At 69.8% G+C, this 21,907-nt stretch carries 23 protein-coding genes and 1 riboswitch; of the genes, 9 read left to right on the top strand and 14 right to left on the bottom strand.

Going from position 1 to position 21,907, the window contains the following annotated elements; genetic code table 11:
- Positions 1-119 precede the first annotated feature (119 nt).
- Entirely contained in the window at positions 120-1,127 is a 1,008-nt protein-coding gene (locus LI92_RS12680) for a DUF3027 domain-containing protein (RefSeq protein WP_152665453.1), read from the bottom strand.
- 281 nt (positions 1,128-1,408) lie between these two features.
- On the opposite strand from LI92_RS12680, the gene LI92_RS12675 reads away from it, so the two are divergent.
- Together LI92_RS12675 and LI92_RS12670 are read left to right on the top strand one after the other, a co-directional pair.
- Positions 1,409-2,992 carry an MFS transporter gene (locus LI92_RS12675; protein WP_046319363.1) on the top strand — a complete coding sequence of 528 codons (1,584 nt, stop codon included), beginning with the start codon at positions 1,409-1,411 and terminating at the stop codon, positions 2,990-2,992.
- 7 nt (positions 2,993-2,999) lie between these two features.
- The gene (locus LI92_RS12670; protein WP_286135068.1) at positions 3,000-3,509 is read left to right on the top strand and encodes a DUF2771 domain-containing protein; all 510 of its coding nucleotides are present in this window, start codon (positions 3,000-3,002) and stop codon (positions 3,507-3,509) included.
- 25 nt (positions 3,510-3,534) lie between these two features.
- On the opposite strand, the gene LI92_RS12665 is transcribed toward LI92_RS12670, so the two are convergent.
- From LI92_RS12665 to LI92_RS12650, 4 genes are all read right to left on the bottom strand, one after another.
- A complete protein-coding gene (locus LI92_RS12665) occupies positions 3,535-4,557 on the bottom strand; it encodes a glutathione S-transferase family protein (protein WP_046319361.1) in 1,023 nt (340 codons plus the stop codon).
- Positions 4,558-4,606: 49 nt separating this feature from the next.
- Positions 4,607-5,260, bottom strand: coding sequence for a sterol desaturase family protein (locus LI92_RS12660; RefSeq protein WP_046319360.1), 654 nt, complete (start codon positions 5,258-5,260; stop codon positions 4,607-4,609).
- Positions 5,257-5,979 (bottom strand): FadR/GntR family transcriptional regulator, encoded by a 723-nt coding sequence (locus LI92_RS12655; RefSeq protein WP_046319359.1) that lies wholly within the window; start codon positions 5,977-5,979, stop codon positions 5,257-5,259. Before LI92_RS12655 ends, LI92_RS12660 begins: the two co-directional genes overlap by 4 nt.
- 118 nt (positions 5,980-6,097) lie before the next feature.
- Positions 6,098-6,508, bottom strand: coding sequence for a cold-shock protein (locus tag LI92_RS12650; protein WP_046319358.1), 411 nt, complete (start codon positions 6,506-6,508; stop codon positions 6,098-6,100).
- A 333-nt stretch (positions 6,509-6,841) separates the two neighbouring features.
- Between LI92_RS12650 and moaA the strand changes: the two genes are divergently transcribed.
- The 3 genes from moaA to LI92_RS12635 all read left to right on the top strand — a co-directional run bounded on the left by moaA (position 6,842) and on the right by LI92_RS12635 (position 9,633).
- Positions 6,842-7,855, top strand: a complete 1,014-nt coding sequence (gene moaA, locus LI92_RS12645; RefSeq protein WP_046319370.1) for a GTP 3',8-cyclase MoaA — start codon at positions 6,842-6,844, stop codon at positions 7,853-7,855.
- Entirely contained in the window at positions 7,856-8,155 is a 300-nt protein-coding gene (locus LI92_RS12640) for a MoaD/ThiS family protein (protein WP_286135066.1), read from the top strand.
- Between the two features lie 248 nt (positions 8,156-8,403).
- Positions 8,404-8,583: riboswitch (cyclic di-AMP (ydaO/yuaA leader) on the top strand.
- A gap of 9 nt (positions 8,584-8,592) precedes the next feature.
- Complete coding sequence (locus LI92_RS12635) at positions 8,593-9,633, top strand: transglycosylase family protein (protein WP_046319357.1); 1,041 nt, start codon at positions 8,593-8,595, stop codon at positions 9,631-9,633.
- 69 nt (positions 9,634-9,702) lie between these two features.
- Here LI92_RS12635 and LI92_RS12630 read toward each other — a convergent pair whose 3' ends face one another.
- Genes LI92_RS12630 through LI92_RS12615 form a run of 4 tightly spaced genes read right to left on the bottom strand, consistent with a single transcriptional unit; the run spans position 9,703 to position 11,286 of the window.
- On the bottom strand, positions 9,703-10,140 hold the full coding sequence (locus LI92_RS12630) for a molybdenum cofactor biosynthesis protein MoaE (protein ID WP_286135065.1): 438 nt from the start codon (positions 10,138-10,140) through the stop codon (positions 9,703-9,705).
- On the bottom strand, positions 10,137-10,616 hold the full coding sequence (locus LI92_RS12625; protein ID WP_046319356.1) for a MogA/MoaB family molybdenum cofactor biosynthesis protein: 480 nt from the start codon (positions 10,614-10,616) through the stop codon (positions 10,137-10,139). The genes LI92_RS12630 and LI92_RS12625 overlap by 4 nt, the downstream gene beginning before the upstream one ends.
- The gene (gene moaC / locus LI92_RS12620; protein WP_286135069.1) at positions 10,613-11,041 is read right to left on the bottom strand and encodes a cyclic pyranopterin monophosphate synthase MoaC; all 429 of its coding nucleotides are present in this window, start codon (positions 11,039-11,041) and stop codon (positions 10,613-10,615) included. The genes LI92_RS12625 and moaC overlap by 4 nt, the downstream gene beginning before the upstream one ends.
- A 56-nt stretch (positions 11,042-11,097) precedes the next feature.
- Positions 11,098-11,286, bottom strand: coding sequence for a hypothetical protein (locus LI92_RS12615; RefSeq protein ID WP_046319354.1), 189 nt, complete (start codon positions 11,284-11,286; stop codon positions 11,098-11,100).
- A 62-nt stretch (positions 11,287-11,348) separates the two neighbouring features.
- Between LI92_RS12615 and LI92_RS12610 the strand changes: the two genes are divergently transcribed.
- The 3 genes from LI92_RS12610 to LI92_RS12600 are packed head-to-tail and all read left to right on the top strand — an operon-like array spanning position 11,349 to position 15,816.
- Positions 11,349-13,658, top strand: a complete 2,310-nt coding sequence (locus tag LI92_RS12610; RefSeq protein ID WP_046319353.1) for a helicase-associated domain-containing protein — start codon at positions 11,349-11,351, stop codon at positions 13,656-13,658.
- Positions 13,659-13,692: 34 nt separating this feature from the next.
- The gene (locus LI92_RS12605) at positions 13,693-15,345 is read left to right on the top strand and encodes a DNA repair helicase XPB (RefSeq protein WP_046319352.1); all 1,653 of its coding nucleotides are present in this window, start codon (positions 13,693-13,695) and stop codon (positions 15,343-15,345) included.
- A 45-nt stretch (positions 15,346-15,390) separates the two neighbouring features.
- Positions 15,391-15,816, top strand: coding sequence for a pyridoxamine 5'-phosphate oxidase family protein (locus tag LI92_RS12600; RefSeq protein ID WP_046319351.1), 426 nt, complete (start codon positions 15,391-15,393; stop codon positions 15,814-15,816).
- 17 nt (positions 15,817-15,833) lie between these two features.
- Here the strand turns inward: LI92_RS12600 and LI92_RS12595 are convergent, their stop codons facing one another.
- From LI92_RS12595 to LI92_RS12585, 3 genes are read right to left on the bottom strand one after another with little or no spacing between them, the layout of a single operon-like run.
- Positions 15,834-16,118: a hypothetical protein gene (locus tag LI92_RS12595; protein WP_046319350.1), complete on the bottom strand. Its 285-nt coding sequence runs from the start codon at positions 16,116-16,118 to the stop codon at positions 15,834-15,836.
- Positions 16,119-16,160: 42 nt separating this feature from the next.
- Positions 16,161-18,293, bottom strand: a complete 2,133-nt coding sequence (locus LI92_RS12590; RefSeq protein WP_046319349.1) for a 3-hydroxyacyl-CoA dehydrogenase NAD-binding domain-containing protein — start codon at positions 18,291-18,293, stop codon at positions 16,161-16,163.
- A gap of 15 nt (positions 18,294-18,308) precedes the next feature.
- Positions 18,309-19,520 (bottom strand): acetyl-CoA C-acetyltransferase, encoded by a 1,212-nt coding sequence (locus LI92_RS12585; protein ID WP_046319348.1) that lies wholly within the window; start codon positions 19,518-19,520, stop codon positions 18,309-18,311.
- Positions 19,521-19,715: 195 nt separating this feature from the next.
- Between LI92_RS12585 and LI92_RS12580 the strand changes: the two genes are divergently transcribed.
- Positions 19,716-20,906 carry a pyridoxal phosphate-dependent aminotransferase gene (locus LI92_RS12580; RefSeq protein ID WP_046319366.1) on the top strand — a complete coding sequence of 397 codons (1,191 nt, stop codon included), beginning with the start codon at positions 19,716-19,718 and terminating at the stop codon, positions 20,904-20,906.
- Here the strand turns inward: LI92_RS12580 and LI92_RS12575 are convergent.
- Both LI92_RS12575 and LI92_RS12570 read right to left on the bottom strand, forming a co-directional pair.
- Positions 20,893-21,345 carry an SRPBCC family protein gene (locus LI92_RS12575; protein ID WP_046319347.1) on the bottom strand — a complete coding sequence of 151 codons (453 nt, stop codon included), beginning with the start codon at positions 21,343-21,345 and terminating at the stop codon, positions 20,893-20,895. The two genes, LI92_RS12580 and LI92_RS12575, sit on opposite strands and share 14 nt — an antisense overlap.
- A 54-nt stretch (positions 21,346-21,399) precedes the next feature.
- The gene (locus tag LI92_RS12570) at positions 21,400-21,843 is read right to left on the bottom strand and encodes an SRPBCC family protein (RefSeq protein ID WP_046319346.1); all 444 of its coding nucleotides are present in this window, start codon (positions 21,841-21,843) and stop codon (positions 21,400-21,402) included.
- Positions 21,844-21,907: the final 64 nt, after the last annotated feature.

Genomic DNA, 21,907 nt, shown 5'->3' with positions numbered 1-21,907 from the left:
CAGATGTGTATAAGAGACAGCGAGGTCGTCAACTACGTGGTGGGACTGCCGGGAGCCGTGATCGGCACCGTGTTCAACATGGTCTTGGTGCTCCCCGGCGAGTACCTGTTCAACTTCGGCTAGGGCGTCTGCGGCTCGTCCGGGCTTTGCGCGGCATCGCCGATAGGAGCCTCCGTGGCCGCACCGGCATCGGGGGCGGCTTCGGACTGCGGCTCCGGCGCCTCCTCGGCCGGGGCCTCGGCTGAAGCTGCGGCTTCGCCTTCAACCGGAGCGTCGCCTTCAACCGGAGCCTCGGCCTCAACCGGAGCGTCGCCTTCAACCGGGGCGTCGGCTTCAACCGGGGCGTCGGTCGGCGCTTCGCCGACGGCGTCTAGCTCGGCTGCGGCCTCGTCCACCGTCTCAGTCGGACCGGCGGTCGACACCGCAGTGGCGTCGACGATCTCCAGCACACCGTCGTCGAAAGGCTCGTACGCCGGGGACCCGGTTCCGGCGGGCGCCGGGGTGTCGCTGTGCGCGCCGCAGCCGTACCGGTTGTCGACCACGTGTCCGTCGGCGGACATCTCGTTGCCGCAGACACCGAACACGGTGCCCAGCTCGCCTGCGAGCGGCAGATAGAAGCCACAGTCGCGGCAGATCCGCTTGGTGGAGCGCGCCATCGCCGAATCCGGCCCGTACTCCCCGTCGTGCCAGCGCTGCGCCGCCTCGGCGCGGCCCACCGGACTCATCAGCCAGCGTCGGCCCAGGCCGATCTCACCGGCGACCTCGTCGAGCTGCGGGTCGCCACTGGAGGTGTAGCCGGGCACCAGGCGCGGGTCGCCGGCCGGCGGTGCCAGCAGGTCGCCCGGTCCCAGATCACCCGGCCGGACGCGCTGGTCCCACGGCACCCATTCGGGAGCCAGCAGGGCCGCCGGCCCGGGCACCAGGACCACCTCGCTGATCGTGGGCCGGACGGCGCCGGGGACGGCGGCGACGACGACGGCCCACTGCCAACCCTGGTAGCCGGGCAGCAGTGCCCGGAACCGGTGGGTGGCCGCACTGGCGTCCTCGTAGTCGACGCCCAAATGCTCACCGACGGTATCGGCGCCGCTGAATTCAGCGACGGCCGAGCGTGCCTGTTCGACAGCCATGGCCAGCACCGTGGGCACGGCGATGGTCGCAGTGTCTGATTCTGCGCTGGGTCCGGTCACGCGGGTCCCTTCCGTTCAATGACGCCCCTAATACTGCCGCAGCGCGGTTCAGTCAGCCACATGCAGGCACGACGACGGCCTGCGCGGGCAAGCGGCCGGCATAGGGAAGAATCGCGGATGTGTCTGCACGGCGGCGTGATCTTCCCGAACCGGGCCGGCGCCGTACGCCCCCGGCCGCCGGCGGCGGTGGGCGCAACGGCTCCGCCGGACAACATCCCGGCATGGCCAACTACCCCAGTAACCATACGGGTGACCAGCGCCGACGCCCGATGCCCAGTGCCAACCGCTACCTGCCACCACTGCGCGAGCACACCGAGACGCCGCGCCACCACCCGCCGTCGGGCGGTTCGCAGACCGGCGACCGGATCGGGGTCACCCGGGCCGCAGCGGCCCGCAGCCGCGAGATGGGCTCCCGGATGTACGGGCTGGTGCAGCGGGCCGCCACCGCCGACGGCGCCGACAAGTCCGGTCTGACCGCGCTGACCTGGCCGGTGGTGGCCAACTTCGCGGTGGACGCGGCGATGGCGGTGGCATTGGCCAACACCTTGTTCTTTGCGGCCGCGGCCGGCGAGAGCAAGGGCCGGGTGGCGCTGTACCTGCTGGTGACGATCGCGCCGTTCGCGGTGGTCGCGCCGCTGATCGGTCCCGCCTTGGACCGCGTCCAGCACGGCCGCCGCGCGGCCCTGGCCATGTCGTTCGCGCTGCGCACGGTGCTGGCCCTGGTGCTGATAGCCAATTACGACGGTGTCGCGGGAACGTTCGGCTCCTGGGTGCTCTACCCCTGCGCGCTGGCGATGATGGTCCTGTCCAAGTCGTTCACGGTGTTGCGCAGCGCGGTGACGCCCCGGGTGATGCCGCCGTCGATCGACCTGGTGCGGGTCAATTCCCGGCTGACGGTGTTCGGCCTGCTCGGCGGCACGATTGTGGGCGGCGGCGTCGCCGCGGGGGCGGAGTACGTCTTCACCCGCCTGTTGCAGCTGCCGGGCGCGTTGTTGGTGCTGATCGCGGTATCGGTGGCCGGCGCGGTGCTCTCGATGCGGATTCCGCGATGGGTGGAGGTGACCGCCGGCGAGGTCCCGACCACGCTGAGCTATCGCTTCGACGATCGGCGCCGTAGCTGGCCCGAACAGGTCCGGCGGGCCGGCGGGAGGCTGAGTCAACCGCTGCGGCAACCCCTGGGCCGCAACATCATCGCCGCGCTATGGGGTAACTGCACCATCAAAGCCATGGTGGGGTTCCTGTTCCTGTACCCGGCCTTCGTCGCCAAGGCGCACAACGCCGGCGGCTGGGTGCAGCTGGGCATCCTCGGGCTGATCGGGGCGGCGGCGGGTGTGGGCAACTTCGCCGGCAACTTCACCAGCGCACGTCTTCAACTCGGCCGCCCGGCGGTCCTGGTGGTGCGCTGCACCATGGCGGTGACTGCGGTCGCGCTGGCCGCGGCGGTGGCCGGAACCCTGGTGATGGCCGCGGTGGCCGCGCTGGTGACCTCCGGGGCGAGCGCCATCTCGAAGGCGTCGCTGGATGCCGCGCTCCAGGACGACCTGCCCGAAGAGTCGCGGGCATCGGCGTTCGGCCGCACCGAGTCCACCCTGCAACTGGCCTGGGTTTTGGGTGGTGCGCTGGGGGTGCTGGTATACACCGACCTGTGGGTGGGCTTCACCGCGATCACCGCTCTGCTGATCCCGGGTCTGGCCCAGACCATCCTGTCGTTCCACGGCGACTCGTTGATTCCCGGCCTCGGGGGCAACCGGCCGGTGCTGATCGAGCAGGACGGTGCCCGCCTGGATGCGGCGAGACAGGGGTGAGGTGCAGGTGAAACGCTCGACGGTTGTCGCGGTGGCGGTCCTGGCGGTGGTGGCCGCGACGCTGGCCGGGTTGGGCACCTGGTGGTTCACCCGGGCCGAGGAGCCGACGCCGCCGCAGATCAGCGTGTTCTCCAACGGGCACCTCAGCCGGGTCGGCCCGTACCTGTACTGCAGCGTGCTCGACCTCGATGAGTGCCTGCTGACCGAAGAACGGGCCACCCTGCCGGTCGACTCGCGGCATCCGGTGCAGCTGTCGGTGGACACCACCATCGGCCGGGCGCCATGGCGGTTGTTGCGGCTCTACGACAGCCCGGACGAATCCACCGGCAGGATGTATTCGCCGGGCAGCACGCTGGCGGTCACCGTCCCCACCGTGGACCCGCAGCGCGGCCCGCTGCGCGGCCTGGTGGTACAGCTGCTCACCCTGGTGGTGGACAGCAGCACCGGCGAACAGTTCGCGGTGCCGCACGCCGAATGGGCGGTCGGGATGCGCTGGAGCCGTCCGGCGCTGAGCTGATGCCGAGACCCCGACCGGCGCCGCGCTAACGGCCGGTGCTTGCCGGCTCAGCCCCGTGCCCGGTCGGCACCCGCTCTGCGGCAGGCACCGGACCTGGCGGCGTTCCCTCCCCGAACGGCCTGCCGCCCAAGGCTTCTCGTCCATGCGGGCGGAGCCAATTCGCCAGATCCGGCCCGACGGGCACGATCTGCGACGGATTGATGTCGGCGTGCACGATGTAGTAGTGCTGTTTGATCTGGACGAAGTCGATGGTGTCGCCGAACCCGGGCGTGGTGAACAGATCCCGGGCATAGGCCCACAGCACCGGCATCTCGGAAAGCTTCTGCCGGTTGCACTTGAAATGCCCGTGGTAGACCGGGTCGAACCGGGCCAGCGTGGTGAACAGTCGGACATCGGCCTCGGTGATGGTGTCCCCCACCAGATATCGCTGGTCGGCCAGTCGCTCGCTGACCCAGTCCAGCGCGCTGAACAATCGGCCGTAGGCCGCGTCGTAGGCCTGTTGGGTGCCGGCGAAGCCGCACCGGTACACACCGTTGTTGATTTCGGTGTAGATCCTCTTGCTCACCTCGTCGATCTCGTCGCGCAGCGATTCGGGATACAGCTGCGGAGCCCCCGGCCGGTGATAGTCAGTCCACTCGGTGGAGAAGTCCAAAGTCATCTGGGCGAAGTCGTTGGTCACCACCGCACCGGTGGGCACGTCGACCATCGCCGGGACGGTGATCCCCTTGGGATAGTCCGGAATGCGCTTGAAGTATGCGTCTTGCAGCCGCGGTATCCCCAGGACCGGGTCAACCCCGCCCGGGTCCAGGTCGAAGGTCCAGCTGCGCTGATCGTGCGTGGGCCCGCAGAACCCGATGGAGATGGCGCTTTCCAGACCGAGCAGGCGCCGCACGATGATCGCGCGGTTGGCCCACGGGCAGGCCCGCGCGACGACCAACCGGTACCGGCCCGGCTCCACCGGATATCCGTCACGGCCATCGGCGGTGATACGGGTGGAGATGTAGTCGGTGTCGCGCGTGAAGTCGCCGCCGGCGAGGTAGCTGGCCATGCCTTCCAGAGTGCCACGGCCGGCCGCCTGCGGCGGCCGCTACGAAAGGTCAGCCGGTTGCCGTCGGCGCGTGCAGGTTTCGCACTGTCGGCGACGAGGGCACCTCGCGCGGGTCCGGGTAGGTGCCCAGCAGCCGGTCGGCGGTGCCGGCGGTGGTCACGGTGAACCAGTACCGCTCGTTCTTGAAGTGGTGATACCGGTGATTGCGCCAGACCGCACGGTAGATCGCGTGGCGGGGTTTGTAGTCGGTGTGCACCAGGTAGTGAATCCACTCGTAGAACACCAGGAACGTTGCGATGGTCAAGACGAATGTCAGCCCTTTTCCGGGGTTGCCGAAGGCGATGAACGCCATGGGTGTCAAACCGGCGATGATCACGATCAGGCTCGGCCACGGGATGAAGATCAGCGGAATGTCGCGGGGGTCGCGGTGATGCCGGCGATGGTCGCGGGCCAGGCGCGAGTCGAATGTGACACCGGCCAGCGTGCGCGGCCGCCAGTGCAGGATGCCGGTATGGATCAGCCACTCGCCGAGAGGCGAAAAAGCGACCAGCGCAACGGCAATGGCCGTATCGACGATCGACCAGCCGCCCACCGCCAGGCGCGCCGCCAGTAGGGCTGCGGCCCAGGTGACGAGCATCCAGGGAGTCGGGTACCGGATGAACTCGGCGAATGCCTGCGGCAGGCCCTGTTGCTTGCGGGTCATCGCGGGCCCTCCAGCTGGGCGGTGAGTTCGGCGAACGCGGCGCTGCCCAGTTCCAGCAGCTGTTGTGCGATCTTCCGGGCGTCGTCCTGGTCCCCGGCGGCGATCGCCTCGGCGAGCGACCGGTAGTGCGCAATATCGCCGACCTCAGCGGCCATCACATTGACGAGCACATCGAGGGCGGGGATGTAGACCTGCCGCAAGGTGTTGAAAAGCAGCCGGAACGCAATGGATTCGGCGCCCTCGACGATGATTTCCCAGAAGCCGAGCGCATGCCACATTCGTTGCAGGGGGTCGGGTTCGGCTGCCAACTCATCGACCGCGGCCCGCAGACGTCGGCGAGCGTCGTCGGTGACGCGCGCCGCCGCCAGCGCGGCCACCTGGGGGCCGATCACGGCGCGGGCCTCGATCACGCTGGCCAAGGTGTCCCGGTCGACGTCGCCGCCGTGCACCAGCAGCAGCGGCAGGACGTCGAAGCCGGCTTCGGCACGAAAGTCGCGGACCACGGTCGACTCGCCCTGACGGACCTGGATGAGGCGCGCGCGGTCCAGCCGGCCCAGCGCCTCCCGGACGGCGGCCCGCGAGACGCCGAGCGCCTCGGACAGGGTCCGCTCGCTGGGCAGGGTCTCGCCGGGTGTCCGGTCGCCGGAGAGCACCTGTCCGGCGAGCTGGGCGAAGATCTCGTCGGGGATCGACTGGCGGGCGATCGGCTGCAGGCTCACAAGTCCGACGCTAGCACCATCGCTGGCCGGAGGTCTGGTGGTCCGACCAGTTGGGCGAAACCGGGACGGCTGCACCGACACGACAGGGTGGCCGCGGCAGATCCCCGGCCCGCTGAATTCAGGCGTCGAGTTCGCGGGCCACGGCCTTGACCACCTCGGAGATCTGCCGTGCGGTCTTACGGTCCGGGTAGCGCCCCTTGCGCAGCTCGGGCTGCACCGTGCCTTCCAGCAGGGTGATCATGTCCTCGACCATGCCGTGCAGCTCGTCGGGGGTGTGCCGGTGCTCGGCCGGAGCCGCCTCGCGGCGATTCCGGGACAGGCTCGGCGGCGGGTCGATCAGCTTCACCGTCAGCGCCTGCGGGCCGCGGCGGCCGGCCGCGACGCCGAACTCCACCCGCTGACCCGCCTTGAGACCCTCCACACCGGCCGGCAGGGCCGAGGCGCGGACGTAGACGTCCTCGCCTTCTTCCTGGGACAGGAAGCCGAAGCCCTTCGCGGCGTCGTACCACTTCACCTTGCCGGTCGGCACTGGTCTCACCTGCTTGTCTTACTGATCACGGACTCGAGGACATAAAGGAAGCGTCCCGCCTGCGCAGGACGCGTCAGCAGCCGATCTTACTCGGACCGCGACCCACAAAACACCCAGGTTTACTCGGTAGGCTGACCGAGGCGCTGAACGAGATCTGGACCGCGCGCCGAAATCGATCCGGCCGCTCTGCGGCCGACGGAATCGGATACGGACATGACGTTGAGGCAACGGGATCGACGCACCCCAGCAGGGCCGGTGGCGGCCGAGGCCGACCCGGGCGTAGTCACCCGCAAGGCTTTCGACCACGCCGAGCACCGCGCCGCCGCCACCGCGATGCCCACCTCCGGACCGTTGGTGGACTCCTTCGGCCGCGTCCACACCGACTTGCGGATATCGCTGACCGACCGCTGCAACCTGCGCTGCACCTACTGCATGCCCGCCGAAGGGCTGGACTGGATCCCCAGCACCCACCTGCTGTCCGACGCCGAGTTGATCCGACTGATGCGGATCGGCGTCACCCGGCTGGGCATCACTGACATCCGGTTCACCGGCGGCGAACCGCTGCTGGCCCGGCACCTCGAAAGCGTGGTGGCCGGGGCCGCGACACTACAGCCGCGCCCCGAGATCGCCCTGACCACCAACGGCCTGGGCCTGGCCCGGCGCGCCGGCGCCCTGGTGGCGGCCGGCCTGGACCGGATCAACGTGTCGCTGGACACCGTTGATCGCGCCCACTTCGCCGAGATCACGCGTCGCGACCGCCTGCCCCACGTGCTCGCCGGGCTCGATGCGGCCGCCCGGGCCGGCATGACACCCATCAAGGTCAATGCCGTCCTGGACCCCAAGATCACCGGTGACGACATCGTCAACCTGCTGCACTTCTGCCTGCAGCACGGCTACCAGCTGCGGGTCATCGAAATGATGCCGCTGGACGCCGACCACCGATGGACCCGCGACGCCGGACTCGACGTCGACCAGGTTCTGGAGGCGGTGGGGGCGCGCTTCGCGCTGCGCCGCGACGCCAAGCCGCGCGGATCCGCGCCTGCCGAGCTGTGGCAGGTCCAGGAAGGCCCGGACACTCCCGCCGGCACCTTCGGAATCATCGCCTCGGTGTCACGCCCGTTCTGCGGCAGCTGCGACCGGACCCGGCTCACCGCCGACGGCCAGATCCGCAACTGCCTGTTCGCCACGGACGAGTCCGACCTGCGCGCCCTGCTGCGCGGCGGGGCCGACGACGACGCCATCGAGCAGGCATGGCGCGCCGCGATGTGGATCAAGAAGGCCGGCCACGGCATCAACGACCCGAACTTCATCCAGCCGGACCGGCCGATGAGCGCGATCGGGGGCTGAATGATGACCGAGACCGCAGCGAGCACTCAGACCGGAGGAACCATGGACAGCGTCGCGGTGACGGTGCGCTACTTCGCCGCGGCCCGGGCGGCCGCCGGGGCCGAATACGAGACCGTCAGCGTGCCCCGCGGCGTGGGGGTGGCAGGCCTGGCCGAGACGCTTTCCGGCCGCAATGAGCGACTGGCGGCCGTGTTGAGCCGATGCTCCTACCTGCGCGACGGCGTCGCCGTCCGCGACCACGAAGCCGCGTTGCGGCCCGGCGAAACCGTCGATGTCCTGCCGCCGTTCGCCGGCGGATAAAACATGATCTACGTCACATAACGAATTGATCACGGGCCGACAACGGCTTGGTTGCGACGCCTCTGAACTGCGCAAATAAGGCAGGTTCCTGGCGTTACGAGAAGAAACAGCGATGAAAACGCCGGGGCGCGTCACGGGTGACTCAAGGCCGAAGACCCGATACGGTGCTTGGCGGGTGTATCGAAAAATCTTCCGTTCGATCCGCCTTTCCTCACCCGTAGCGCCGAGCTTCATCCAACGGGCGAGGAAAACCACAAATACCTGATGGATGAAGACGGGGGACCCAATGGGTCCGCCGAGTGCGGCCTTGAGGCCATGACAGGCCTCTAGGGGTGAAGCCGACGATGCGCCAACGGTGCGCGTCCCGGCCGGGCAGCCCCCCTGCCCGAACCCGACGCTGACCTCGCAGGCGTAGACAGAGAGGAATTCACCACCGTATGAGTGGACGGCATCGCAAGCCCCCCCAATCGCACGTCAACATCGCCAAAATCGCATTCACCGGAGCCGTGGTCGGTGGCGGCAGCCTCGCCCTCGCGGGCACCGCGGCCGCAGCTACCGATGACGAATGGGACCACGTAGCCCGCTGCGAATCCGGCAACAACTGGAGCATCAACACCGGCAACGGCTACCAGGGCGGACTGCAGTTCTCGCCCAGCACGTGGAGTGCCCACGGCGGCGGCAAGTACGCCCCCTCGGCACACCTGGCCAGCCGCGAGCAGCAGATCGCCATCGCCGAGCACGTTCTGGCCACCCAGGGCCGTGGCGCCTGGCCGGTCTGCGGGCGCGGCCTGTCCAGCGCAACCCAGCGCGAAGTTCCGGTGACACCGCCGGCGGACGCCCCGATCGACAACCCCGAGCTCAGCGGCGAGGCCGTGGCCTTGGACAACCCGCTGGCACCGCCTCCCGCCCCCGAGCCCGCGCCGTGGTGGATTCCCCCGGCCCCCGAGGCGCCGGCACCCGCCGAAGGCGCGGCACCGGTAGAGCCCGCGGGCTGGATTCCGCCGGCACCGGAGGCACCCGCCCCCGAGGCTCCGGCACCGGAGGCGCCCGCATTCGAGGCCCCGGCTCCCGAAGCACCGGCACTGGAGGCTCCGGCCCCCGAAGCACCGGCCCCGGCCGAAGCTCCGGCACTGGAGGCTCCGGCTCCCGAAGCACCGGCCCCGGCCCCGGCCCCGGCCCCCGAGGCTCCGGCCCCGGCCGCTGAGGGAATTCCGCCGGCCCCCGAGGCTCCCCCCGCGCCGTGGTGGAACCCGGAGGCTCCGGCCCCCGAAGCTCCGGCACTGGAGGCTCCGGCCCCCGAGGCTCCTGCTCCGGAGGCTCCGGCCCCCGGCGGCGAGACCGCTCCTGCCCAGGACGGCAACCGCGACGCGGTCTCGGTCGGCTTCCACCAGCAGCTCTGGGACGCCGTGCAGTCGGAGAACATCAGCGGCAACGACGCGCTCGCCGCGTTCGCGCAGCAGCCCAGCCGGGTCCTCTAGGCAGGACGCCGGCAAGACAAGAGAAAAGCGGGGCCGGCATCGCCGGCCCCGCTTTTCGTCGCTGAGCGGTCAGGCCGAGCCGACCCATTCCTCGGTGCCGTCGGCGAAGAACTGGTGCTTCCATATCGGCAGCCGGGCCTTGACGGTGTCGACCAGCAGCGCACAGGCCTCGAACGCCTCCCGGCGGTGATCAGCAGCCACCGCGGCCACCAGCGCGGCATCACCGATGTGCAGGACGCCGATCCGGTGGCTGGCGGCCAGCGCGCGGACCCCCGCGGCCTGCTCGGCGACCTCGGCCAGCACATCGGCCATGACCTGCTGGGCCGACGGGTGCGCCGAGTATTCCAGCCTGCTGACCTGACGGTCGTGGTCGTGGTCGCGGATCATGCCGACGAATCCGACGACCGCGCCCGCGGCGCGGTGGCCCACCAGGTCCTCGTGGTCGGCCAGCACGATGGGCTGCTCGGTGATCTCGGCCCGCAGCACGCGGGCAGTTCCGGCGGTCACCGGTGATCTCCGCCGGCCAGTTGGTCCAACGCGTGATCCAGGACGTCGTCAAGCACTCCCAGCCCGTCGCGAACGCCCCCGGTGGACCCGGGAAGGTTGACCACCAGGCAGCGACCGGCGACCCCGCACACGCCGCGGGAGAGGATGGACGTGGGCACCTTCGGCAGCCCGGACCGGCGGATGGCGTCGGCCAGACCGGGGATCTCGTAGTCGAGCACGCGCAGTGTCTGCGCCGGGGTGTCGTCGGTCGGCGCGATCCCGGTCCCGCCCGAGGTGATGATCAGCTCCGGCTGAGCCGCCACGGCGGCTCGCAGGGCCGCCCCGACCGGCTCGCCGTCGGCCACGACCTCCGGCTGCACCGGGGCGAAGCTCCGCTGCTGCAGCCATTCGGCGATGATCGGCCCGGTGCGGTCGGTGTAGACCCCCGTCGAGGCGCGGGTGGAGGCGATGATCACCCGGGCCGCCCGGGTGCTCACGGGCGTTCCCAGGCCCCGGTGCGACCGCCGTCTTTGCTCAGCACCCGGATGCCGTCGATGACCGCGGCGCGATCGACGGCTTTGATCATGTCGTACAGGGTCAGCGCCGCAACGCTGACCGCGGTCAGCGCCTCCATCTCCACGCCGGTGCGGTCGGTGGTGCGCACCGTCGCGCTGATGTCGATGGCAGCCGTTCCGATGGTGAAGTCGACGTCCACGCCGGTCAGGGCCAGCTGGTGGCAGAGCGGGACCAGATCGCTGGTGCGTTTGGCCGCCATAATGCCCGCCACCCGTGCGGTGGCCAGGGCATCACCTTTGGGGAGGCCGCCGGTCGAAATCAGCGCCACCACCTCGGCGGTGGTGCGCAGCACCCCACCGGCGACCGCAACCCGTTTGGTGGTCGCCTTCGCGCTGACGTCGACCATGTGAGCCGCGCCCCGTTCATCGAGGTGGGACAGCGGCCCGGTCACGGCGTCACCGGCTACCGGTTGACGACGGTGACCGGATGCAGGTAAGGCAGTTCGTCAGCCGGCAGCGGGAACTCGAGGTTCCCGAACGGCGACAGTGCGCCGGTGCGGTCGGTGCGCAGCTCGCTCACAGCAGGTTCGCCGTCGGTCTCCGGCCAACCGTTGTCGACGTAGCGGTTCTTCTTGTCCTGGTTTCCAGCCACGGCTCCATTCTGACAGGTCGCGATCGACGGCGTTCACCGGTTGGGCCTTACCCTGATCATCGATGACCGAACGCGCCCGGGGTGTGCCACTGGGGTCGTGGCTGGCCGACCTGCCCGATGACGATCTGATCCGGCTACTGAAGCTGCGGCCCGACCTCGCCCAGCCCCCGCCGGGAAGTATCGCCGCCCTCGCGGCGCGCGCCCAGGCCCGCCAGTCGGTGCGGGCGGCCACCGATGAGCTGGACTACCTGCGGCTGGCCGTCCTCGACGCGCTGCTGGAGCTGCATGCCGACGCCACCGGTGTGCCGGTTGCCGATCTGCTGGCGTTGCTCGGCGACCGGGCGTCAACCGACGCGGTGACCGATGCGCTGGCCGATCTGATTGCGCGAGCACTGTGCTGGGGCTCGCCGGAACCGGGCGGCGTGCTGCGCGTCGCCGCCGAGGCGGGCGCCGGCCTGCCCTGGCACCCCGGTCAGGTGACCCGAGAGGCCCTCGCGCCCGCGGACATCACGGCGCTGCGCACTGCCGTCGCCGGCCTGGACGCACCGCAGCGTGACCTGCTCGACAAGCTGCTGACCGGCTCCCCGGTGGGGCGCACCCGCGATGCGGCGCCCGGCGCGCCGCCGGAGCGGCCGGTGCCCCAGCTGCTGGCGACGGGGTTGCTGCGCCGCGTCGATGACGAAACGGTGATCCTGCCGCGGCTCGTCGGGCAGGTCTTGCGGGGCGAACAGCCCGGACCGCTGTCGCTGCGGGAGCCGGATCCGGTGGTGTCGCAGACCACCACGGCCGATGTGGACGCGGCCGCCGCCGGCGCGGTGATCGACCTGTTGCGCGAACTCGACGTGCTCCTGGCGACGTTGGGCGAATCCCCGGTGCCAGAACTCCGCAGCGGCGGGTTGGGGGTGCGCGAGGTCAAGCGCCTGGCCAAGACCACCGGTGTCGACGAGGCCCGGCTGGGCCTGCTGCTCGAGGTGGCTGCCACCGCCCGGCTGATCGCCGCCGACGTTCCCGACCCGGCGACGGTCGACCTGCGGGACTGGCCGGACGCCGACGGTCCGTACTGGGCACCGACGGTGCTCGCCGATCGGTTCGCCGAGCAGTCCACCGCCCAGCGCTGGCATCTGCTGGCCGCCACCTGGCTCGACCTGCCGTCCCGCCCCGGCCTGATCGGCAGCCGCGGCGCCGACGGCAAGCCGCGGGCCGCGCTGTCCACGCCGCTGTTCTCCACCGCTGCACCGCTGGATCGCCGCCTGCTGCTGGGCCTGCTCGCCGAGCTGCCGGGCGGCGCCGGGGTCGACGCCGTCGCCGTATCGCAGGCGCTGGTCTGGCGCCGGCCGCGCTGGGCCGGCCGGCTGCAGCCCGGCCCGGTCGGCGAGCTGCTCGACGAGGCACACGCCCTGGGGGTTCTGGGCCGCGGCGCGCTCAGCTCCCCCGGGCGAGCGCTGCTGGCCGACGCCGGCGCCGATCCCGACGGCGCCGCCGCCGTGGCGGCGATGGCCAAGGCGTTGCCGGAGCCGATCGACCATTTCCTGGTGCAGGCCGATCTGACGGTGGTGGTGCCGGGGCCGCTGAAGCGCGAGCTCGCCGAGGAGCTGGCCGTCGTCGCGGCCGTGGAGTCCGCCGGCGCCGCCATGGTGTACCGGGTTTCCGAACAGACCATCCGCTCCGCTTTGGACGTGGGCCGCACCGGTGCGGGGCTGCACGCCTTCTTCGAGAAGCACTCCAAGACCCCGGTGCCGCAAGGCCTCAGCTACCTCATCGACGACGTCGCGCGCCGCCACGGGCAGCTGCGGATCGGGCTGGCGACGTCGTTCGTCCGCTGTGAGGATCCCGCTCTGCTGGCCCAGGCCGTTGCCGTCCCGGCCGCCGAGGCGCTGTGTCTGCGCTTGCTGGCCCCCACGGTGGCGGTGGCGCAGGCACCCCTGGCAGATGTCCTGGCGGCACTGCGCGACGCCGGTTTCGCCCCGGCCGCCGAGGACGCCACCGGCACGATCGTCGACATCCGGCCGCGCGGAATGCGGGTGCACACCCCCGCGGAGCGCCGCGCGCACCGGCCGCACCCGAGTCCCGGCGACGACAACCTGACCGCACTGGTCCGCGTGCTGCGCACCGTGACGTCGGCGCCGTTCGACAACATCCGGCTGGATCCGGTGACGGCGATGATCATGCTGAAGCGCGCGGCACTGGAACGGGCCACGGTGCTGATCGGCTACATCGATGCCGCGGGGGTGGCCACCCAGCGCGAGGTGGCCCCGACCCAGGTCCTCGGCGGCCGGCTGGTGGCGTTCGACTCGACGTCGGGACAGATGCGCGATTTCGCCATCCACCGCATCACTTCGGTGTCATCGGCGGCCGAGGACACAGCGCACTAGCGACGCATGTCCGAGCCGCCCGGATAATGAGCCCATGAGCACCGATGGGCCGCTGATCGTCCAATCCGACAAGACCGTGCTGCTCGAGGTCGACCACGAGCAGGCGGGTTCGGCGCGGGCGGCCATCGCACCGTTCGCCGAACTCGAGCGGGCGCCCGAGCATGTGCACACCTACCGCATCACCCCGCTGGCGTTGTGGAACGCCCGAGCGGCGGGCCATGACGCCGAACAGGTGGTCGACGCGCTGGTCAGCCACTCGCGCTACGCCGTCCCCCAGCCGCTGCTCGTCGACATCGTCGACACCATGGCGCGCTACGGGCGCCTGCAACTGGTCAAGAGTCCCGTCCACGGCCTGACGCTGGTCAGCCTGGACCGCGCGGTGCTGGAAGAGGTGCTGCGCAATAAGAAGATCACCCCGATGCTCGGCGCCCGCATCGACGACGACACCGTGGTGGTGCATCCCAGCGAACGCGGCCGCGTCAAACAGATGTTGCTCAAGATCGGCTGGCCCGCCGAGGACCTGGCCGGCTACGTCGACGGCGAGGCCCACCCGATCGACCTGCGCCAGGACGGCTGGCAGCTGCGCGACTACCAGGAGATGGCCGCGGACTCGTTCTGGGCGGGCGGGTCGGGGGTGGTGGTGCTGCCGTGCGGTGCCGGCAAGACGCTGGTGGGCGCGGCGGCCATGGCCAAGGCGCAGGCCACCACGTTGATCCTGGTCACCAACACCGTGGCGGGCCGGCAGTGGAAACGCGAGCTGGTGGCGCGCACGTCGCTGACCGAGGACGAGATCGGCGAGTATTCCGGTGAGCGCAAGGAGATCCGGCCGGTCACCATCGCCACCTATCAGGTGATCACCCGGCGCACCAAGGGCGAGTACCGGCACCTGGAGCTGTTCGACAGCCGCGACTGGGGCCTGATCATCTACGACGAAGTGCACCTGCTGCCGGCGCCGGTGTTCCGGATGACCGCCGACCTGCAGTCGCGGCGCCGGCTGGGGCTGACCGCGACGCTGATCCGCGAGGACGGCCGCGAAGGTGACGTGTTCTCGCTGATCGGGCCCAAGCGTTATGACGCGCCCTGGAAGGACATCGAGGCCCAGGGCTGGATCGCGCCGGCCGAGTGCATCGAGGTTCGGGTCACCATGACCGACAGCGAGCGGATGACCTACGCCGTCGCCGAACCCGAGGAGCGCTACAAGCTGTGCTCGACGGTGCACTCCAAGATCGCGGTGGTGCGCTCAATCCTCAAGCAGCATGCCGGAGAGCAGACCCTGGTGATCGGCGCCTACCTCGACCAGCTCGAAGAGCTGGGGCAGCAGTTGGACGCCCCGGTGATCCAGGGCTCGACACGCACGGCCGAGCGCGAGAAGCTGTTCGACGCCTTCCGGCGCGGCGAGATCTCGACACTGGTGGTGTCCAAGGTCGCGAACTTCTCCATCGACCTGCCGGAGGCATCGGTGGCCGTGCAGGTCTCGGGCACCTTCGGGTCCCGGCAGGAGGAGGCCCAGCGCCTGGGCCGGCTGCTGCGGCCCAAGGCCGACGGCGGCGGCGCGGTGTTCTACTCGGTGGTCGCCCGCGACAGCCTGGACGCCGAGTACGCCGCCCACCGGCAGCGCTTTCTGGCAGAGCAGGGCTACGGCTACATCATCCGCGACGCCGACGACCTGCTCGGCCCGGCGATCTGAGGCAACCCCGCGGCGGGGCCGGCGCGTCGCGGTTAGCCTCGAACCATGGCCCTGTCCCAGGATGAGCGCGAGCGGTTCCTGTCCGAACCGCACATCGCGGCGCTGTCGGTGAGCGCCGGCCCCGGCCGCGGCCCCCTCACGGTGCCGATCTGGTATCAGTACTCCCCCGGCGGCGAGCCCTGGGTGTTCACCGGGGCCTCGTCACGCAAGACCAAGCTCATCGAGGCGGCCGGGTCCTTCTCGCTGATGGTGCAGCGCACGGAGCCCACGCTGCGCTACGTCGCCGTCGACGGCCCCGTCAGCCGCATCGAGCCGGGCACCGACGAACTGCACGCCGAGTTGGCGCACCGCTACCTTCCGCCCGATCGGGCCGAACGGTTCTTGGAGTTCGCGCGGGCCGAACTGGGCGAGCAGGTGGTCATCTCGTTACGCCCCGAGCACTGGCTGTCGGCGGACTTGGGCGCGATCTAAAGGCGCGCTCGCGCCCCTCAGCGCGCGCAGACATCGGTGGGCAGCAACAACATCACCGGCCACAGCGCCACCGAGGTCACCGTGGCGACCTCGAAGACACTGGACGGCGGGATGCCGTACTGCCGCTCGGCTTGGGTTTGGAGCCGTTCCACACCGTCGGGGTGCAGAAACAGCCACACCACACCGGCGATCACGTAGGCCAGGACCAGCCACAGCCCGGCCTCGATCAGCGCCCCGATGCTGACCCCACGACCCAGAAAACGCAGAATCCCCCGAAACCGCGGGGGCTCGGGGGATTCCACGTTCTCCAGGCTAGCGGTGGCCGCAAGCCCGGCGAAGCCGCGCTACAGCAGCGACGCGGGCGGGTTGAACCGTTCGCCGTACTTGGCGGCCAGTTCCTTGGACCGCTCGACGAACGCGGCCTTGCCGCCGGGGTAGCCGGCGATGAACTGCGCGGTGCCACCGGTCCACGCCGGGAAGCCGATGCCCATGATCGCGCCGATGTTGGCGTCGGCGGTCGAGGTCAGCACGCCCTCGTCGAAGCACTTCTGGGTCTCGAGGACCTCGGCGAAGAGCATCCGGTCGATCATGTCCTGCAGCGGCGGGGTGGAGCTGCCGGAGTTGAACGTCTCCCGCAGACCCGGCCACAGACCCTTGCGCTTGCCGTCGACGTACTCGTAGAAACCGGCACCCTTGAGGCGCGACGGGCGGCCGATTTCGATCATCTTGTCGACGACCTCTTCGTTGCGCGTCTTGGGCAGCGTGCCGCCGGCCGCCTCGACACCCTCGCGGGTGGCGATGGCGATCTTCTGCATGAGCTCCAGGTTGAGCTCGTCGCAGAGCTGCAGCGGAGCGGCCGGGTAGCCGGCCTGCAGACCGGCCTGCTCGATGCTGGCCGGCTCCACGCCCTCACCGAGCATCATCAAGGCCTCGTTGACGAAGGTGCCGATCACGCGCGAGGTGTAGAAGCCGCGGCTGTCGTTGACGACGATCGGGGTCTTCTTGATCGCCAGCACGTAGTCGAACACCCGCGCCAGCGCCTCGTCGGAGGTCTTCTCGCCCTTGATGATCTCCACCAGCGGCATCTTGTCGACCGGGGAGAAGAAGTGGATGCCGATGAAGTCCTCCTGGCGCTTCACGCCGGTCGCCAGACCGGTGATCGGCAGGGTGGAGGTGTTGGAGCCCAGCAGCGCGTTGGGCTCGACGATGTCCTCGATCTCCTGGAAGACCTTGTGCTTGAGCTCCTGGTTCTCGAACACGGCCTCGATCACGAAGTCGACGCCGGCGAGGTCCTTGGGGTCGGCGGTCGGGGTGATCTTGTCCAGCAGCGCCTGCGACTTCTCGGCGGTGGTACGGCCCCGCTCGAGCGCCTTGGCTTCCAGCTTCTCCGAGTAGCCCTTGCCCCGCTCGGCCGCCTCCAGGGAGACGTCCTTGAGCACCACGTCGAAACCGGCCTTGGCCGAGACGTAGGCGATGCCGGCGCCCATCATGCCCGCGCCGAGCACACCGATCTTGCGGATCGGGGTCTGCGCGATGCCCTCGGGCCGGCTGCCGCCACCGTTGATGTGCTGCAGGTCGAAGAAGAACGCCTGGATCATGTTCTTGGCGACGTTGCCGGTGACCAGCGAGACGAAGTAGCGGGTCTCGATGCGGCTGGCGGTGTCGAAGTCCACCTGCGCGCCCTCGACCGCGGCGGCCAGGATCGCCCGCGGCGCGGGCATGTTGGCCCCCTTGAGCTGCTTGCGCAACAGTGCCGGGAACGACGGCAGGACCGCCGCCAGGGCCGGGCTGGACGGGGTGCCGCCGGGCATCTTGTAGCCCTTGGCATCCCACGGCTGCACGCCGGCGTCCGGGTTGGCCTTGATCCACGCCTTGGCGGCGGGCACAAGCTCCTCGACGGTCGGCACGACCTCGTCGATCAGGCCGATTTCCTTGGCCTTGGCCGGCTTGAAGCGGGTGCCCTGCGCGAGCACGTTCATGAAGGCGTTCTGGATGCCCAGCATCCGCACCGTACGGGCGACACCGCCACCGCCGGGCAGCAGGCCCAGGGTGACCTCGGGCAGACCGAGTTGGCTGCCCTTGGCGTCGGCTGCGATCCGGTGGTGACACGCCAGGGCGATCTCCAGGCCGCCGCCGAGCGCGGCACCGTTGATGGCGGCCACGACGGGCTTGCCCAGGGTCTCCAGGGCACGCAGGTCGGCCTTGATGCCCTCGCACTGCTCGAACACGGCCTGGGCGTCGTCCGGGCCGACGTGGATCATCGCCTTGAGGTCACCGCCGGCGAAGAAGGTCTTCTTCGCGCTGGTGAGCACCACACCGGTGACCGAGTCCTTCTCCTCGATGAGACGCTGCACCGCGTTGTGCATGGACTCGCGGTAGTGGTCGTTCATCACGTTGGCCGACCCGGTCGGGTCGTCCAGGGTCAGCGTGACGATGCCGTCCGCGTCCTTGTCCCACTTAATGGTGTTCTCTGCCATTTTTTCTCAAACCTCTCAGACGCGCTCGATGATGGTGGCCACGCCCATGCCGCCGCCGATGCACAGCGTGATCAGCGCACGCTTGGCACCGCGACGCTCGAGCTCGTCGACCATGGTTCCGGTGATCATGGCGCCGGTGGCGCCCAGCGGGTGGCCCATCGCGATGGCGCCACCGTTGACGTTGAGCTTCTCGTCGGGGATCTTGAGATCCTTCTGGAACTTCAGCACCACCGATGCGAACGCCTCGTTGAGCTCGAACAGGTCGATGTCGTCGACGGTCAGCCCGGCCCGGTCGAGCACCTTGACGGTGGCCGGGGTGGGGCCGGTGAGCATGATGGTGGCGTCCGCGCCGCTGGTGGCGGTGGCCACGATGCGGGCCCGCGGGGTCAGCCCCTGCGAGGTGCCGGCCTTCTCACTGCCGATCATCAGCAGCGCGGCGCCGTCGACGATGCCCGAGCTGTTGCCGCCGGTGTGTACGTGGTTGATGGACTCGACCCAGTGGTACTTCTGCAGCGCCACGTCGTCGAAGCCGCCCATCGAGCCGATGCCGTCGAAGGCGGTCCGCAGCTTGCCCAGGCCCTCCAGGGTGGTGTCGGGGCGCATGTGCTCGTCGTGGTCGAGAATCACCAGGCCGTTCTGGTCGCGGACCGGGATGACGGACTTGGCGAAGTAGCCGCCCGACCAGGCCGCCGCCGCACGCTGCTGGCTGCGCAGCGCGTAGTTGTCGACGTCCTCGCGGGAGAAGCCCTCGATGGTGGCGATCAGGTCGGCGCCGATGCCCTGCGGGGCGATGTAGTTGTCATAGGTGAAGGGCACGTCGGAGAACATCGCGCCGCCGTCGGAGCCCATCGGGATGCGGCTCATCGACTCCACGCCGCCGGCCAGCACCAGGTCGTCCCAGCCGGAGCGCACCTTCTGGGCGGCGGTGTTGACGGCCTCGAGGCCCGAGGCGCAGAACCGGTTGAGCTGCACGCCGCCGGTGGTGTCGGGCAGACCCGCGGCCAGCACCGCGGTGCGGGCGATGTCGCCGCCCTGGTCACCCACGGGCGAGACGCAGCCCAGGATGACGTCGCTGATCAAGCTCTCGTCCAGGTCGGGGTGACGGGTGCGCAGTTCGTCGATCAGGCCGACAACCAGGCTGAGCGGCTTGACCTCGGTCAGCGCCCCGCCGCGCTGCTTGCCGCGCGGGGTGCGAATGGCCTCGTAGATGAAGGCTTCTTCGGACATGGGAGTTTCCTCTTCAGATTGGTGTTCGGTGCAGATTGTTCGGTCGCGTCTGCTCGGAGCGTAGTCCCCGAATTTCCAGCCTAACAGGGTGGCCTATCAACCGGATGGTTGGTCCGATCGTGCACGCCTTTTACGCGGTCTGCGCGCCCGGTCGGCAGCCGGTTCCCTTTAGGCTCGTGAGCCATGACGGCGCGGATGGTCGCACGACTGGAGCCCTATGCCACCACGATCTTTGCCGAGATGTCGGCGTTGGCCGCCCGGATCGGCGCGGTCAACCTCGGCCAGGGGTTCCCGGACGAGGACGGGCCGGCGGCCATGCTCGAGGCGGCCCGGGCCGCGATATCCGACGGGATCAACCAGTACCCGCCCGGCCCCGGGATCTCTGCCTTGCGGGAAGCCGTCGCCGGGCAGCGCTCGCGGAAATACGGCATCGACTACGACCCCGACACCGAAGTCCTGGTGACCGTCGGAGCAACCGAGGCCATCGCGGCCGCCGTGCTCGGTCTGGTGGAGCCGGGATCCGAGGTGGTGCTGATCGAGCCGTTCTACGACTCCTACTCCCCGGTGGTCGCCATGGCGGGGGCGCGACGGGTCAGTGTCTCGCTGGTGCCCGACGGGCGCGGGTTCGCCTTGGACGCCGACGCGCTGCGGCGAGCCATCACCCCGGCGACCCGGGCGCTGATCGTCAACTCGCCGCACAACCCCACCGGGACGGTGTTCACCGAGGCCGAGTTGGCCGAGATCGCCCGCATCGCGGTGGAGGCCGATCTGTTGGTGATCTCCGACGAGGTCTACGAGCACCTGGTGTTCCCCGGACGAACCCACCGCCCGCTGGCCACCTTCGAGGGCATGGCGCAGCGCACCGTCACCATCTCGAGTGCGGCGAAGATGTTCAACTGCACCGGCTGGAAGATCGGCTGGGCGTGCGGACCGGCGGAACTGCTGGCCGGGGTGCGGGCGGCCAAGCAATACCTGAGCTACGTGGGCGGTGCACCGTTTCAGCCGGCCGTGGCCCTGGCCCTGAACACCGAGGACGCCTGGGTGGAGTCGCTGCGTGCGACCATGCAGGCCCGCCGGGACCGGTTGAGCGACGGCCTGCGCAACATCGGCTTTGAGGTGCACGACAGTTTCGGCACCTATTTCCTTTTGGCCGATCCCCGTCCGTTCGGCTACCACGACAGCACGGCGTTCTGCGCCGAGCTGCCGCACCGGGCCGGGGTGGCGGCCATCCCCCTGTCGGCGTTCTGCGTTCCGGACGCACAAGCACCCGCCGCACAGGTCTGGAATCACCTGGTCCGGTTCACCTTCGTCAAACCCGAACACACCCTCGACGAGGCGATCCGGCGGCTGGCGGTGCTGCGCGACGGGCCCGTCACGGCTCGGTAGCCGCGCCGTCGGCCTGGATTCGCTCACGCAGCCGCTCGGTGGCGATGTTCAGCACCAGCTTGCTGGCGCGCCGGACCACGAACTCCGGGATCGGGCCGGAGGGCTCGACGGTGATGTCGAATCGCACTCGGGTGCGGTCGGGCCCTTCACGGGTCAAGGTGTATTCGACGTGCTGAGCGCGTTGCTGCGCGGTGGCCTTCGCGTCCCAGACCACCCAGTCGGGGCCCCAGTGGTACTCCAGCAGTTCCTTGTCCACCAAACCCAGAAGCTTGATGGTGGCCAGCACATGATGGGGACGGCCGTCGTCGTACCGGTCGAGGATCTCCACCCGCTTATGCACCGGCGACCAGGACGCCAAATCGGACACATCGGCGAGCACGTCGAGGATTTTCTCCGGCGGCGCGTCAATCACCACTTCCCGCGATGCTCGAACAGCCACTGAGCCGAGCCTAACGCCCGAATCTGCCGTCGGCGGGATTTCGCGGCACCGAACTCAGCGGCCCTTTTTCACCTTGAGCACGTGGGTGCGCAGGCCATCGGTGGCGGTCTTCATGCCGCCCTTGAGGGTGTTCTTGAGCAGGAACCCCGGGATCGGGATCGACGGGTCCACGGCCATGTCGAACCGCACTTTGGTCTTGTCGCCCTGCGGCGTGAGGGTGTACTTGGCGTCCTGGGCCTTCAGCTGGCCGGCCGAGATCAGCGTCCAGCCGACACTGTCGTCGGTCCAGGTGTACTCGACGACCTGCTCGTCGGTCAGGCCCGCGGCCTTGATCGTCATCCGCACCCGCCGCGGGCGTCCGTCGTCATGGGTGTCGAGCACCTCGGCGCTCTGGTACTGCGGCGACCAGGTCGGAACAGATTCGACGTCGGCGAGGACGTCGAAGATCTCCTCGGCGCTCGCCTCGATAACCACCTCGCGGGAATCCTTGACTGCCATGGCTGCAAACCCTAGCCAGCCGCACCTGGGCGCGCGGGGATTTGCGTCGCTCCCGAGAGTCGCC

This window comes from Mycobacterium sp. UM_Kg1 (assembly GCF_000972925.1).
In the GTDB taxonomy this organism is placed as follows: domain Bacteria; phylum Actinomycetota; class Actinomycetes; order Mycobacteriales; family Mycobacteriaceae; genus Mycobacterium; species Mycobacterium hiberniae.
Note: the sequence above shows the minus strand (reverse complement) of the source record. Positions and strands in the feature narration are given on the sequence as shown.

What these genes read in the sequence shown, in the direction of transcription:
- LI92_RS12680 (WP_152665453.1), bottom strand. Translation starts at nt 1,127, where the DNA reads ATGGCTGTCGAACAGGCACGCTCGGCCGTCGCTGAATTCAGCGGCGCC.
- LI92_RS12675 (WP_046319363.1), top strand. Translation starts at nt 1,409, where the DNA reads ATGGCCAACTACCCCAGTAACCATACGGGTGACCAGCGCCGACGCCCG.
- LI92_RS12665 (WP_046319361.1), bottom strand. Translation starts at nt 4,557, where the DNA reads ATGGCCAGCTACCTCGCCGGCGGCGACTTCACGCGCGACACCGACTAC.
- LI92_RS12660 (WP_046319360.1), bottom strand. Translation starts at nt 5,260, where the DNA reads ATGACCCGCAAGCAACAGGGCCTGCCGCAGGCATTCGCCGAGTTCATC.
- moaA (WP_046319370.1), top strand. Translation starts at nt 6,842, where the DNA reads ATGCCCACCTCCGGACCGTTGGTGGACTCCTTCGGCCGCGTCCACACC.
- LI92_RS12640 (WP_286135066.1), top strand. Translation starts at nt 7,856, where the DNA reads ATGATGACCGAGACCGCAGCGAGCACTCAGACCGGAGGAACCATGGAC.
- LI92_RS12635 (WP_046319357.1), top strand. Translation starts at nt 8,593, where the DNA reads ATGAGTGGACGGCATCGCAAGCCCCCCCAATCGCACGTCAACATCGCC.
- moaC (WP_286135069.1), bottom strand. Translation starts at nt 11,041, where the DNA reads ATGGTCGACGTCAGCGCGAAGGCGACCACCAAACGGGTTGCGGTCGCC.
- LI92_RS12610 (WP_046319353.1), top strand. Translation starts at nt 11,349, where the DNA reads ATGACCGAACGCGCCCGGGGTGTGCCACTGGGGTCGTGGCTGGCCGAC.
- LI92_RS12605 (WP_046319352.1), top strand. Translation starts at nt 13,693, where the DNA reads ATGAGCACCGATGGGCCGCTGATCGTCCAATCCGACAAGACCGTGCTG.
- LI92_RS12600 (WP_046319351.1), top strand. Translation starts at nt 15,391, where the DNA reads ATGGCCCTGTCCCAGGATGAGCGCGAGCGGTTCCTGTCCGAACCGCAC.
- LI92_RS12590 (WP_046319349.1), bottom strand. Translation starts at nt 18,293, where the DNA reads ATGGCAGAGAACACCATTAAGTGGGACAAGGACGCGGACGGCATCGTC.
- LI92_RS12585 (WP_046319348.1), bottom strand. Translation starts at nt 19,520, where the DNA reads ATGTCCGAAGAAGCCTTCATCTACGAGGCCATTCGCACCCCGCGCGGC.
- LI92_RS12580 (WP_046319366.1), top strand. Translation starts at nt 19,716, where the DNA reads ATGGTCGCACGACTGGAGCCCTATGCCACCACGATCTTTGCCGAGATG.
- LI92_RS12570 (WP_046319346.1), bottom strand. Translation starts at nt 21,843, where the DNA reads ATGGCAGTCAAGGATTCCCGCGAGGTGGTTATCGAGGCGAGCGCCGAG.